General features: G+C 58.8%; 11 protein-coding genes. 8 read left to right on the forward strand and 3 right to left on the reverse strand.

Going from position 1 to position 13,691, the window contains the following annotated elements; translation table 11 throughout:
- Positions 1-122 precede the first annotated feature (122 nt).
- The 4 genes from DNK50_RS00565 (at position 123) to DNK50_RS00580 (ending at position 6,291) form a co-directional block, all read left to right on the forward strand.
- Positions 123-2,045 carry a PrkA family serine protein kinase gene (locus tag DNK50_RS00565; protein ID WP_017739508.1) on the forward strand — a complete coding sequence of 641 codons (1,923 nt, stop codon included), beginning with the start codon at positions 123-125 and terminating at the stop codon, positions 2,043-2,045.
- Between the two features lie 113 nt (positions 2,046-2,158).
- Complete coding sequence (locus DNK50_RS00570; protein ID WP_112192572.1) at positions 2,159-3,430, forward strand: YeaH/YhbH family protein; 1,272 nt, start codon at positions 2,159-2,161, stop codon at positions 3,428-3,430.
- Positions 3,427-4,992, forward strand: a complete 1,566-nt coding sequence (locus tag DNK50_RS00575) for a SpoVR family protein (RefSeq protein ID WP_099585674.1) — start codon at positions 3,427-3,429, stop codon at positions 4,990-4,992. The genes DNK50_RS00570 and DNK50_RS00575 overlap by 4 nt, the downstream gene beginning before the upstream one ends.
- A 63-nt stretch (positions 4,993-5,055) precedes the next feature.
- Positions 5,056-6,291 (forward strand): multifunctional CCA addition/repair protein, encoded by a 1,236-nt coding sequence (locus DNK50_RS00580; protein WP_112192573.1) that lies wholly within the window; start codon positions 5,056-5,058, stop codon positions 6,289-6,291.
- Here DNK50_RS00580 and folK read toward each other — a convergent pair.
- Together folK and folB are read right to left on the reverse strand one after the other, a co-directional pair.
- Entirely contained in the window at positions 6,280-6,804 is a 525-nt protein-coding gene (gene folK / locus DNK50_RS00585) for a 2-amino-4-hydroxy-6-hydroxymethyldihydropteridine diphosphokinase (RefSeq protein ID WP_112192574.1), read from the reverse strand. The genes DNK50_RS00580 and folK overlap by 12 nt on opposite strands.
- On the reverse strand, positions 6,795-7,148 hold the full coding sequence (folB, locus tag DNK50_RS00590) for a dihydroneopterin aldolase (RefSeq protein ID WP_112192575.1): 354 nt from the start codon (positions 7,146-7,148) through the stop codon (positions 6,795-6,797). Before folB ends, folK begins: the two co-directional genes overlap by 10 nt.
- Positions 7,149-7,220: 72 nt before the next feature.
- Here folB and plsY point away from each other — a divergent pair, with 72 nt between their 5' ends.
- Complete coding sequence (gene plsY / locus DNK50_RS00595; protein WP_112192576.1) at positions 7,221-7,790, forward strand: glycerol-3-phosphate 1-O-acyltransferase PlsY; 570 nt, start codon at positions 7,221-7,223, stop codon at positions 7,788-7,790.
- A gap of 43 nt (positions 7,791-7,833) precedes the next feature.
- Here the strand turns inward: plsY and tsaD are convergent, their stop codons facing one another.
- Positions 7,834-8,859 carry a tRNA (adenosine(37)-N6)-threonylcarbamoyltransferase complex transferase subunit TsaD gene (tsaD, locus tag DNK50_RS00600; protein ID WP_099585679.1) on the reverse strand — a complete coding sequence of 342 codons (1,026 nt, stop codon included), beginning with the start codon at positions 8,857-8,859 and terminating at the stop codon, positions 7,834-7,836.
- Positions 8,860-9,061: 202 nt separating this feature from the next.
- Between tsaD and rpsU the strand changes: the two genes are divergently transcribed.
- From rpsU to rpoD, 3 genes are all read left to right on the forward strand, one after another.
- On the forward strand, positions 9,062-9,277 hold the full coding sequence (gene rpsU, locus DNK50_RS00605; protein ID WP_002551877.1) for a 30S ribosomal protein S21: 216 nt from the start codon (positions 9,062-9,064) through the stop codon (positions 9,275-9,277).
- A gap of 443 nt (positions 9,278-9,720) precedes the next feature.
- Positions 9,721-11,688, forward strand: coding sequence for a DNA primase (dnaG, locus tag DNK50_RS00610; protein WP_112192577.1), 1,968 nt, complete (start codon positions 9,721-9,723; stop codon positions 11,686-11,688).
- Positions 11,689-11,755: 67 nt separating this feature from the next.
- Positions 11,756-13,606 (forward strand): RNA polymerase sigma factor RpoD, encoded by a 1,851-nt coding sequence (rpoD, locus tag DNK50_RS00615; protein WP_099585681.1) that lies wholly within the window; start codon positions 11,756-11,758, stop codon positions 13,604-13,606.
- Positions 13,607-13,691 lie beyond the last annotated feature (85 nt).

The following is a 13,691-nucleotide window of genomic DNA, read 5'->3' on the forward strand; positions in this document are numbered from 1 at the left end:
GGGTCATCGGTAGGGTTTAGGGTGTTCTGGGGGGAAAACAGCCGTTGGCGATTGCCAATGGCTGCCAGCATCGACTGATTGATCCGGCGTCGGCTCCACGTATCGAGCGAGGTGACGACGTCATGAGTATTTTTAGCCACTTCCAACAACGCTTCGAGTCCACACAGCAAGAAGAACTCACGCTTCAAGAGTATCTAGAGCTGTGCAAAAAGGACCGCAGCACCTACGCGTCTGCCGCCGAACGCCTGCTGCTGGCAATTGGCGAGCCGGAGCTGGTGGACACCTCGAACAATTCGCGACTGTCGCGAATATTTTCCAACAAGGTGATCCGCCGCTACCCGGCCTTTGAAGACTTCCACGGAATGGAAGAATGCATTGACCAGATCGTCTCCTATTTCCGCCATGCCGCCCAAGGCCTGGAAGAGAAGAAACAGATCCTTTACCTGCTCGGTCCCGTCGGCGGTGGCAAGTCGTCCCTGGCCGAAAAGCTCAAACAGCTGATCGAGAAAGTGCCCTTTTACGCGATCAAGGGCTCGCCGGTCTTCGAGTCGCCACTGGGCCTGTTCAACGCCACGGAAGATGGCGCGATCCTCGAAGAAGACTTCGGCATCCCACGACGCTACCTCAACACCATCATGTCGCCTTGGGCCACCAAGCGCCTGGCTGAATTTGGCGGCGACATCAGCCAGTTCCGTGTGGTGAAACTCTACCCGTCGATCCTCAACCAGATCGGCGTGGCCAAGACCGAGCCGGGTGACGAAAACAACCAGGATATTTCCGCGCTGGTGGGCAAGGTCGATATCCGCAAACTCGAAGAATTCCCGCAGAACGACGCCGACGCTTATAGCTACTCTGGCGCACTGTGCCGGGCCAACCAGGGCCTGATGGAGTTCGTGGAAATGTTCAAGGCACCGATCAAGGTGCTGCACCCACTGCTGACCGCGACCCAGGAAGGTAACTACAACAGCACCGAAGGCCTGGGCGCGATTCCGTTCACCGGGATTCTGCTGGCCCACTCCAACGAATCGGAATGGCACACCTTTCGCAACAACAAGAACAACGAAGCCTTCATCGACCGGATTTATATCGTCAAGGTGCCGTACTGCCTGCGGGTCAGCGATGAGATCAAGATCTACGACAAACTGCTGTTCAACAGCTCCCTGGCCAAGGCCCATTGCGCACCCGACACCCTGAAGATGCTCGCCCAGTTCACCGTGCTGTCGCGCCTCAAGGAGCCGGAGAACTCGAACATTTACTCGAAGATGCGCGTGTACGACGGTGAGAACCTCAAGGACACCGATCCTAAAGCCAAGTCGATCCAGGAATACCGCGACACGGCGGGCGTGGATGAGGGCATGAACGGCCTGTCGACACGCTTTGCGTTCAAGATCCTGTCCAAAGTCTTCAACTTCGACCCGCACGAGATCGCCGCCAACCCGGTGCACCTGCTCTATGTACTGGAACAGCAGATCGAACAGGAACAGTTCCAGGCGGAAACCCGCGAACGCTACCTGCGCTTCCTCAAGGAATACCTGGCACCGCGCTACATCGAGTTTATCGGCAAGGAAATCCAGACTGCGTACCTGGAGTCCTACAGCGAGTACGGCCAGAACATCTTCGACCGCTACGTGCTGTACGCCGACTTCTGGATCCAGGACCAGGAATACCGCGACCCGGAAACCGGCGAGATTCTCAACCGCGTCGCCCTCAACGAGGAACTGGAGAAAATCGAGAAACCGGCCGGCATCAGCAATCCGAAGGATTTCCGCAACGAAATCGTCAACTTCGTCCTGCGCGCCCGCGCCAACAACAACGGCAAGAACCCAACCTGGCTCAGCTACGAGAAGCTGCGGGTGGTCATCGAGAAGAAAATGTTCTCCAACACCGAAGACCTGCTGCCGGTCATCAGCTTCAACGCCAAGGCCAGCAAGGAGGATCAGCAAAAACACAACGACTTCGTCACACGAATGGTCGAGCGTGGCTACACCGACAAACAGGTACGGCTGCTCTCCGAGTGGTACCTGCGGGTTCGTAAATCACAGTAAGGCAGCGGCAAGCGTTCACTGCCAGGCAGTTGGCCTGGCAGCTGACCGCTTGTCTCTAAGCTTCCAGCTCGCGGCTTGAAGCTTGTAACGTGAAGCTGCCCGGAGGGCTCCCCATGAGCTATGTGATCGACCGACGCCTCAATGGCAAGAACAAGAGCACGGTAAACCGCCAGCGTTTCCTGCGACGTTACCGTGACCACATCAAAAAGGCCGTTGAAGAGGCCGTCAGCCGCCGTTCCATTACCGATATGGAACATGGCGAGCAAATCAGCATCCCCGGACGGGACATCGACGAACCGGTGCTGCACCACGGTCGCGGCGGCAAACAGACCGTCGTGCACCCAGGCAACAAGGAATTCACCACCGGCGAACATATCCAGCGGCCCCAAGGCGGTGCGGGCGGCAAAGGTCCGGGCAAGGCCGGCAACTCCGGCGAAGGCATGGATGAGTTCGTGTTCCAGATCACCCAGGAAGAATTCCTCGAATTCATGTTCGAGGACCTGGAACTGCCCAACCTGGTCAAACGCAACCTGACGGGTACCGACACCTTCAAGACCGTGCGAGCGGGTATCAGCAACGAGGGCAACCCGTCACGGATCAATATCATCCGTACCCTGCGCTCGGCCCATGCGCGGCGCATCGCCCTGTCGGGGAGCAGCCGCGCCAAACTGAAGGAAGCCAAGGAAGAATTGGCGCGTTTGAAGCGCGAAGAACCGGACAACTTCGGCGATATCCAGGAAATCGAGGGGGAAATCGAGAAACTCAGCGCGCGTATTCACCGCGTGCCCTTCCTCGACACCTTCGACTTGAAATACAACCTGCTGGTCAAACAACCCAACCCCAGTTCCAAGGCGGTGATGTTTTGTCTCATGGACGTCTCCGGCTCCATGACCCAGGCCACCAAGGACATCGCCAAGCGGTTCTTTATCCTGCTGTACCTGTTCCTCAAGCGCAATTACGACAAGATCGACGTCGTGTTCATCCGCCATCACACCAGCGCCCGGGAAGTCGACGAAGAAGAGTTCTTCTACTCGCGGGAAACCGGCGGCACCATCGTGTCCAGTGCCCTGAAGCTGATGCAGGAGATCATGGCCGAGCGCTATCCGGCCAACGAGTGGAACATCTACGCCGCCCAAGCCTCGGACGGCGACAACTGGAACGATGATTCCCCCATTTGCCGCGACATCCTGATCAACCAGATCATGCCGTTCGTGCAGTATTACACCTACGTCGAAATCACCCCCCGTGAGCACCAGGCCCTGTGGTTCGAATACGAGCGCATCGGCGAAGCCTTTGCCGACACGTTCGCCCAGCAGCAACTGGTCTCGGCCGGCGATATCTACCCGGTCTTCCGTGAACTCTTCCAGCGCAGGTTAGTGACATGACCGCCAAAAAAGAGACTAAGCGCCAACCCATTTCCACCGGCTCCGAGTGGACCTTTGAACTGATCCAGGCCTATGACCGGGAAATCAGCCGGATCGCGGCGGGTTATGCCCTGGACACATACCCCAACCAGATCGAAGTGATTACCGCCGAGCAGATGATGGATGCCTACGCGTCCGTCGGCATGCCGCTGGGTTATCACCATTGGTCCTACGGCAAACATTTCCTCAGCACCGAGAAATCCTACACCCGAGGCCAGATGGGCCTGGCCTACGAGATCGTGATCAACTCCGACCCGTGCATTGCCTACCTGATGGAAGAAAACACCATCTGCATGCAGGCTTTGGTAGTGGCTCACGCCTGCTATGGGCATAACAGCTTTTTCAAGGGCAACTACCTGTTCCGCACCTGGACCGATGCCAGCTCGATCATCGACTACCTGGTGTTCGCCAAGCAGTACATCATGCAGTGCGAGGAGCGCCACGGCATCGATGCGGTAGAAGACTTGCTCGACTCCTGTCATGCCCTGATGAACTACGGGGTCGACCGCTACAAACGCCCCTACCCGATTTCCGCCGAGGAAGAACGCCTGCGCCAGAAGGAGCGCGAGGAGCATCTGCAAAAGCAGATCAACGACCTGTGGCGCACCATTCCTAAAAAAGCCGGGAAGAACAGCGACAAGGACAACGCACGCTTCCCCGCCGAACCTCAGGAAAACATCCTGTATTTCCTGGAAAAACACGCGCCGCTGCTGGAGCCATGGCAACGGGAAATCGTGCGCATCGTGCGCAAGATCGCCCAGTACTTTTATCCACAACGCCAAACCCAGGTGATGAACGAAGGCTGGGCGACGTTCTGGCACTACACGCTGATGAACGACCTGTACGACGAAGGCCTGGTCACCGATGGCTTCATGATGGAGTTCCTCACGTCTCATACCAGCGTGGTGTTCCAACCTGGCTTCGACAGCCCCTATTACAGCGGCATCAATCCTTATGCCTTGGGCTTTGCCATGTACCGCGACATCCGACGCATGTGCGAACACCCCACCGAAGAAGACCGCCGCTGGTTCCCGGAAATCGCCGGCACTGACTGGCTGTCTACCATCAAGTTCGCCATGAGCAGCTTCAAGGACGAGAGCTTCATCCTGCAGTACCTGTCACCCCAAGTGATCCGGGACCTCAAGCTGTTCAGCATCCTTGATGACGACCTCAAGGATGACTTGGTCGTCCCGGCCATCCACGATGAGCCTGGCTACCGCATCATCCGTGAAACCTTGGCCGCGCAGTACAACCTGGGCAACCGCGAGCCCAACGTGCAGATCTACAGCATCGATGTGCGTGGCGACCGCTCGCTGACCTTGCGTCACCAGCAACATGACCGCAAGCCGCTGGGCGAATCCACCGAGGAAGTACTCAAGCATCTGCACCGGCTGTGGGGCTTCGACATCCATCTGGAAACCCTGCAGGGCGATCAGGTGATGAAGACTCACCATGTGCCACCGCGCAGCGATCACAACGACAACGACTACGGCCGCCTGGACCTGGCCGTCGTGCATCTCTGAAACGGCAAAGCCTCCATTGGTCCGGCACAGGCGGTATCCTGTGCCGCTAATGGAGGCTTTTTCATGAAAATCTACAAAGTCGGCGGCGCCGTGCGTGACCGCTTACTGGGCATCAAGGTTACCGATATCGACCGTGTGGTCGTCGGCGCCACCACCGAAGAGATGCTGGCCAAGGGCTTCAAGCCGGTGGGCTCCGACTTCCCGGTCTTTCTCGACCCCAAAAACGGCGACGAATACGCCCTGGCCCGTACCGAGCGCAAGAGCGGCCGGGGTTACGGTGGCTTTGTGTTTCACGCCAGCCCCGAGGTTACGCTGGAAGAAGACCTGATCCGTCGCGACCTGACCATCAATGCAATGGCAGAAGACGATGACGGCAACCTGACCGACCCTTATCACGGCCAGCGCGATCTTGAAGCGCGCATTCTTCGCCACGTTTCACCCGCGTTTGCCGAAGATCCCCTGCGAGTTCTGCGCGTTGCACGTCTTGCTGCGCGATATGCACACCTGGGTTTTACGGTGGCACCGCAGACCCTGGAACTGATGCGTCAACTCAGCGAGTCAGGAGAGTTGGAAGCCCTGACGCCGGAGCGCAGCTGGAAAGAAATCTCCCGGGCGCTGATGGAAGATCAGCCGCAGGTGTTTATTCAGATACTGCGCGACTGTGACGCACTGAAAACCCTGATGCCGGAAGTGGATGCCCTTTTTGGAGTACCGCAGCCCGAAGCCCATCACCCCGAAATCGACACCGGCGTGCACACGTTGAGCGTGCTGGAGCAGTCCGCACTGCACAAGCAGCCACTCACCGTGCGCTGGGCCTGCCTGCTGCATGACCTGGGCAAAGGCCTGACGCCTGTGGATAAGTTGCCGCAGCACATCGCCCACGAGCATCGGGGTTTGAAGCTGATCAAGGCGGTCAACGAGCGCTTCAAAGTGCCAAGAGATTGCCAGGAACTGGCGCTGTTGGTGGGTCAATATCACACCCACGGCCATCGAGCGCTGGAGCTGAAAGCTTCGACACTGCTGGAGTTGCTGCAAAGTTTTGACGTCTATCGCCGACCGCAGCGCTATGAAGAGTTTGTGGTGAGCTGTGAAATGGATGCTCGGGGCCGCAAGGGCCTTGAGCAACGCAGTTATCCACAGGCAGATTATTTGCGCGGCGCAGCAACGACAGCGCGTGAAGTGGCCGTAGCGCCACTGCTGGAGAGAGGTTTCAAAGGCCCTGAGCTGGGCGAGGCCTTGAAGCGCGAACGGCTCAAGGCGCTGCAAGCCTACAAGGCAGAACGCGCCCTATCGAATTAGGAGCGCGCTCGATGTCAATTGCTGGCCCTGCCACTGAAATGCAACAGGCGCCAGCACTTGGTCGATGTGCGCATCGCGCCACAGCTCAGCCATGGTTTTGCCCACCTCAGGGTGCACCCGGTCCGGCGCCATCATCGATAGCGGCCACAACACGAAGGCGTTTTTCAGGATCTCTGCGCGGGGCAGGATCAAACCGTCGAAATCACCCACCATTTCGCCGTACAGCAGCACGTCGATATCCAACGGCAAGCCCTTGCGACCTGGCGCATAACGACCATTGTCGGCTTCGATGAGCTTGAGACGACGATCCAGCTCCCTCAACGGCAGGTCGGTATAGGCCGACACTACTAAATTGAAAAACGGCCCACTCTTGATGCCCACTGGTTGGCTTTCGAACACCGCCGAGCAGCGCACGTCGGTCAGAAAGCTCGCCAGCGCATCGAGTCCGGCGCACAAATGGGGCTCGCGCTCGATATTGCTGCCGAGGCCAAGGTAAATCTGCGTTAGCGACATCCGCGCTCGATCTCCACGCCCACGCCCGTTGCGGCCGGTACGGCGCCGGGCTTGGTCAACTTGAGGTGCAGCCAGGGAATCTGGAATTCACTCATCAGCACTTGAGCCAGGCGCTCGGCAAAGGTTTCCACCAGTTGGTACTGGGACTGCTCGGCAAAGGCCTGGATACGCGCGGACACGCTGGCGTAATCCAGCGCCAGGCTCAGGTCGTCACCCGCAGCCGCCGGGCGGTTATCCCATGCGAAGCTCAGGTCCAGGCGCAGGCATTGGCGGATTCCGCGCTCCCAGTCGTAGGCCCCGATCACGGTGTCGACTTCCAGGCCTTCGATAAACACTCTGTCCAAGCTCTTCTCCGCAGCACGACAAGGGCGCGATGCCCCGTTAGAATCAGGGCGTCCTCGCCCGGAATAGTTAGCATGTTTTGGTCACTGGCGATTCTCGCCTACCTGCTCGGCTCGCTGTCCTTCGCCATTTTGCTCAGCCGCCTGACGGGAAACCCCGACCCGCGAATGAGTGGCTCAGGCAATGCCGGCGCCACCAATATGTTGCGCCTGGTCGGCAAGAAGCTCGCCGTCCTGACGCTGCTGGGCGATCTGTGCAAGGGTTTGCTGCCCGTGCTGATCGCCAGCCTCGTCGGCCTGACCCTGCAACAGCAGGCCTGGGTGGGCGTGTGCGCCGTCCTCGGCCATCTGTTTCCACTGTACTTCCGCTTTCGCGGCGGCAAAGGTGTCGCTACGGCAGCCGGCATGCTGCTGGGGATCTACCCACCGGCAGCATTGCTGGCCGTACTCGCCTGGCTGCTGACGTTCTACCTGACCCGCACCAGCTCACTGGCGGCTCTGATCGCCACGCCGCTCACCCTGCCCTTGCTGGCCTGGCAGGAACCCGCGGCGCTGTTGCCGATGAGCGTGCTGACACTGCTGATCGTCTGGCGTCACCGGGGCAATCTACGCGACCTGTTTGCCGGGCGCGAACGGCATTTTTAAATACCGTCGATGAGTACTTCTCACGTTGCAGCCCTACAACAGCCTACAAAGGCGGCAGTTGCTCCATCGGCCAGCGCGCCTGCACGCTGATCGCCAGACTTTCGTGCTGCCCCGCCTGCAAGCGCTGGCAACCGGCATAGGCGATCATCGCGCCATTGTCGGTACAGAACTCAGGGCGGGCGTAGAACACATCGCCCTTCATATCGCCGAGCATTTTTTCCAGTGAACTGCGCAGCGCCTTGTTGGCGCTGACGCCGCCAGCGATCACCAGTCGCTTCATGCCTGCCTGTTTCAGGGCACGCTTGCACTTGATGGTCAAAGTCTCCACCACGGCCTGCTGGAACGCCAGCGCGATGTCGCAACGGGCTTGCTGACTGTCGTCCCCGGCGCTGACACTGTGCTGCCAGGTATTGAGCGCAGAGGTTTTCAAGCCGCTGAAACTGAACATCAAACCAGGGCGATCGCACATCGGACGCGGGAAGGTATAACGACCAGCAACGCCTTTTTCGGCGAGGCGGGCGATCTCCGGTCCGCCGGGGTAATTGAGGCCCATCATCTTCGCGGTCTTGTCGAACGCTTCGCCGGCGGCGTCATCCAGCGACTCGCCCAACAGCGTGTATTGACCGATTGCGTCGACCTGAACCAGCTGCGTATGCCCCCCTGAAACCAACAAAGCGACGAACGGGAACTGCGGCGGGTTTTCTTCCAGCATTGGCGCCAGTAAATGGCCTTCCATGTGGTGCACACCGAGGGCCGGAATGCCCCAGGCAAACGCCAGCGCCTGGGCGCAAGAGGCCCCAACCAGAAGGGCTCCGACCAATCCAGGGCCTGCGGTATAGGCAATCGCGTCGATCTCGGTCGGCACGCAACCGGCCTCGTCCAACACCTGACGAATCAACGGCAACATACGCTTGACGTGATCACGGCTGGCCAGCTCCGGCACCACGCCGCCATAGGCACGATGCAGGTCGATCTGACTGAACAGTGCATCGGCCAAAAGCCCGCGTTCACTGTCGTAAAGTGCGACACCGGTTTCGTCGCAGGAGGTTTCAAGTCCCAGTACTAGCATGGGTTTGCGCCTTGTAGAGGCTAAATTCGAAGGCGCGCATAATAGTCGCCACTCCCCCTCCCGACTAGCGGTTTTCGATCAGAGGCTTTGCATTCCGGTCAATGAGGGGTTAACATCCGCAACCCTTAAAAACCGACGACCTCAGCCGCGAATTTTTTGCGACGAGAACGTTGATCCCGGTAATGAAAGAAGGTAGCTCTGGATGCCAGCCGTCAAAGTTAAAGAGAACGAACCCTTCGACGTAGCTCTGCGTCGTTTCAAGCGCTCCTGCGAAAAAGCCGGTGTACTGGCCGAAGTTCGTAGCCGCGAATTTTACGAGAAGCCAACTTCTGAGCGTAAGCGTAAAGCAGCAGCCGCTGTTAAGCGTCACGCCAAGAAAGTTCAGCGCGAGCAGCGCCGCGCCGTTCGTCTGTACTAATACACAGACGTTCGTAGCACGCTTCTGCCAAGCCCGGCCCTCAGCCGGGCTATTGGCATTTGCAGATATCGCTTGATGCTTTACCGTCGACGCCGCACACGCGACTGAGACAACTGCTTCACACGTCAGGACTGGCTCTTTTGCCAGCGGTGCACGTCTCTTCTGACGAGCCTAACAAGGCTACTGACGAGCACACTTATTCTGTAAACAGGCGATCAACGGTCGACTGTGCCCATCGATGAGCTACCGAGGCCACCATTGGCCAAAACCGGAGCCCGGGGCAACATTTCTTCGCCGAAGACTGATTGGAAATTAACGTCAGTGAATGCTCGGCAGATACACTTCCATACAGCCCAAGCAGACGATTGATGGTCGAGCCACTCGACCCAAGCGCTTGAGCACTTCACGGGCCCTCATTTACACGCAGTGATGACGAGAACGCCATGGCCGGGCTAATTCCCCAGAGCTTTATTGACGACCTTCTGAACCGCACCGACATCGTCGATGTTGTCAGCTCGCGCGTGCAACTGAAGAAAGCCGGCAAGAACTACACCGCCTGCTGCCCGTTCCACAAAGAAAAAACCCCGTCGTTCAGTGTCAGCCCCGACAAGCAGTTCTACTACTGCTTCGGCTGCGGCGCAGGCGGCAACGCCCTCGGCTTCCTGATGGACCACGACAACCTGGATTTCCCCCAGGCAATCGAGGACCTGGCGAAAGCCGCCGGCATGGAAGTCCCCCGCGAAGAAAGCGGTCGCCCGCACAAACCGCGGCAACCCACCGATTCGCCGCTGTACCCACTGCTCACCGCCGCCGCCGACTTTTACCGACAGGCACTCAAGAGCCATCCGCAGCGCAAGGCCGCCGTCGACTACCTCAAGGGCCGCGGCCTTACCGGCGAAATCGCTCGCGACTTCGGCCTCGGCTTCGCGCCGCCCGGCTGGGATAACCTGTACAAGCACCTGAGCAGTGACACCCTGCAGCAAAAAGCCATGATCGACGCCGGTCTCCTGGTGGAAAACGCCGAGACCGGCAAGCGCTACGACCGTTTTCGCGACCGCGTGATGTTCCAGATCCGCGACAGCCGCGGCCGCATCATCGCCTTTGGTGGCCGGGTATTGGGGGACGACAAGCCCAAGTATCTGAACTCGCCGGAAACCCCGGTATTCCACAAAGGCCAGGAACTCTACGGCCTGTTCGAAGCGCGCAAAAACAATCGCAACCTCGATGAAATCATCGTGGTTGAAGGCTATATGGACGTGATTGCCCTGGCCCAGCAAGGCTTGCGCAACGCCGTAGCCACCCTCGGTACCGCCACCAGCGAAGAGCACTTGAAACGCCTGTTTCGTGTGGTGCCCAGCGTGCTGTTCTGCTTCGACGGCGACCAGGCCGGCCGCAACGCCGCCTGGCGAGCACTCGAAGCCACGCTGCCGAGCCTGCAAGACGGGCGCCGCGCACGCTTCCTGTTCCTGCCTGAAGGCGAAGACCCGGATACCCTGGTGCGCTCCGAAGGCACCGACGCATTCCGCGCACGCATCAACCAACATGCGCAGCCGCTGGCGGACTATTTCTTCCAGCAACTGACCGAAGAAGCCGATCCGCGCTCCCTCGAAGGCAAGGCCCATATGGCCACCCTCGCAGCGCCGCTGATCGACAAGGTGCCAGGCGCCAACCTGCGCACCCTGATGCGCCAGCGCCTGCTGGAAATTACCGGATTGAGTGGCGAAGCCGTCAGCCAGCTGGTGCACAGCGCACCGCAGGACGCGCCGCCCGCCTACGATCCGGGCATGGATTACGACGCCATGCCGGACTATTCCGACTTCCAACCGCAGGATGCCTACGCGCCCCAGCAGGAATGGGCCCCGAAGAAACCCGGTGCCAGCGGCAAGAAGTGGGACAAAAAGCCCTGGAGCAAGAACGGTAAGCGCGGCGATCGCGACGAGGCCTACGCCCCGCGCACGCCAGTTGCCGTAGAAGCGCCCACGCTGATCGCCCTGCGCACGCTCATTCACCACCCGCAATTGGCGGGCAAGGTCGAAAGTGCCGACCATTTTGCCAATGCGAGCAATACCTACGCTCAAGTCCTGATCGCACTGATCGAAGCTGTGCAGAAAAATCCTAAGCTAAACTCAATTCAGTTGATGGCGCGCTGGCACGGCACAGAACAGGGACGCTTGTTGAAAGCACTTGCGGAAAAGGAGTGGCTAATTGACGGCGATAACCTTGAACAACAGTTTTTAGACACCATTACTAGGTTATCCGCGGGTCAGCATACGCAGACCCTCGATGAACTCATCATGAGAGCAAGACAGCCGGGATTATCGGCTGAAGAGCAAATTCAGATAGCAAAACAGATGCGTGACCTCTTAAAACAGAATGTTTCCGCATCAAACCCGACCTCAGCTGGCGTGTGAGGTCATAGCTCGGGTATAATCCTCGGCTTGTTTTTTGCCCGCCAAGACCTTCAGTGGATAGGGTGTTATGTCCGGAAAAGCGCAACAGCAGTCTCGTATCAAAGAGTTGATCACCCTTGGTCGTGAGCAGAAGTATCTGACTTACGCAGAGGTCAACGACCACCTGCCTGAGGATATTTCAGATCCTGAGCAGGTGGAAGACATCATCCGCATGATTAATGACATGGGGATCCCCGTACACGAGAGTGCTCCGGATGCGGACGCCCTTATGTTGGCCGACGCCGATACCGACGAGGCAGCCGCTGAAGAAGCCGCTGCTGCGTTGGCCGCGGTGGAGACCGACATCGGTCGCACGACTGACCCTGTGCGCATGTATATGCGTGAAATGGGTACCGTCGAGTTGCTGACACGCGAAGGCGAGATCGAAATCGCCAAGCGTATCGAAGAGGGCATCCGTGAAGTGATGGGCGCAATCGCGCACTTCCCTGGCACGGTTGACCACATTCTCTCCGAGTACACTCGCGTCACCACCGAAGGTGGCCGCCTGTCCGACGTCCTGAGCGGTTATATCGACCCGGACGACGGCATTGCGCCGCCTGCTGCCGAAGTACCGCCGCCTGTCGATCCGAAAGCCGCGAAAGCGGATGACGATTCCGAAGACGACGAGGCTGAAGCCAGCACCGACGACGAAGAAGAAGTCGAAAGCGGTCCAGACCCGATCATCGCTGCCCAGCGTTTCGGTGCGGTTTCCGATCAAATGGAAATCACCCGCAAGGCCCTGAAAAAGCACGGTCGCTCCAACAAGCTGGCAATTGCCGAGCTGCTGGCGCTGGCTGAGCTGTTCATGCCGATCAAGCTGGTACCGAAGCAATTCGAAGGCCTGGTTGAACGCGTTCGTAGCGCCCTTGAGCGTCTGCGTGCACAAGAGCGTGCGATCATGCAGCTCTGTGTCCGTGATGCGCGCATGCCGCGTACCGACTTCCTGCGCCAGTTCCCGGGCAACGAAGTTGACGAAAGCTGGAGCGACGCCCTGGCCAAAGGCAAGGCGAAGTACGCCGAAGCCATTGGCCGCCTGCAGCCGGATATCATCCGTTGCCAGCAGAAGCTGACTGCACTTGAGACCGAAACCGGTCTGACGATTGCCGAGATCAAGGACATCAACCGTCGCATGTCGATCGGTGAGGCCAAGGCCCGCCGCGCGAAGAAAGAGATGGTAGAAGCGAACTTGCGTCTGGTGATCTCCATCGCCAAGAAGTACACCAACCGTGGCCTGCAATTCCTCGATCTGATCCAGGAAGGCAACATCGGCTTGATGAAGGCTGTGGACAAGTTCGAATACCGTCGCGGCTACAAGTTCTCGACTTATGCCACCTGGTGGATCCGTCAGGCGATCACTCGCTCGATCGCCGACCAGGCCCGCACCATCCGTATTCCGGTGCACATGATCGAGACCATCAACAAGCTCAACCGTATTTCCCGGCAGATGTTGCAGGAAATGGGTCGCGAACCGACCCCGGAAGAGCTGGGCGAACGCATGGAAATGCCTGAGGATAAAATCCGCAAGGTATTGAAGATCGCTAAAGAGCCGATCTCCATGGAAACCCCGATTGGTGATGACGAAGACTCCCATTTGGGTGACTTCATCGAAGACTCGACCATGCAGTCGCCAATCGATGTCGCCACTGTTGAGAGCTTGAAAGAAGCGACTCGCGACGTACTGTCCGGCCTCACTGCCCGTGAAGCCAAGGTACTGCGCATGCGTTTCGGCATCGACATGAATACCGACCACACCCTTGAGGAAGTCGGTAAGCAGTTTGACGTGACCCGCGAGCGGATCCGTCAGATCGAAGCCAAGGCGCTGCGCAAGTTGCGCCACCCGACGCGAAGCGAGCATCTGCGCTCCTTCCTCGACGAGTGATACCAGAACCCCCGGCCCAGGCCGGGGGTTTTGTTTTGCATAGATAAAATCCTGTACTGCCCCTCCTCCCCCCGCAATGCCCGTC

It is taken from the genome of Pseudomonas sp. LG1E9, from assembly GCF_003290225.1.
Taxonomy (GTDB): Bacteria; Pseudomonadota; Gammaproteobacteria; order Pseudomonadales; family Pseudomonadaceae; genus Aquipseudomonas; species Aquipseudomonas cyclaminis.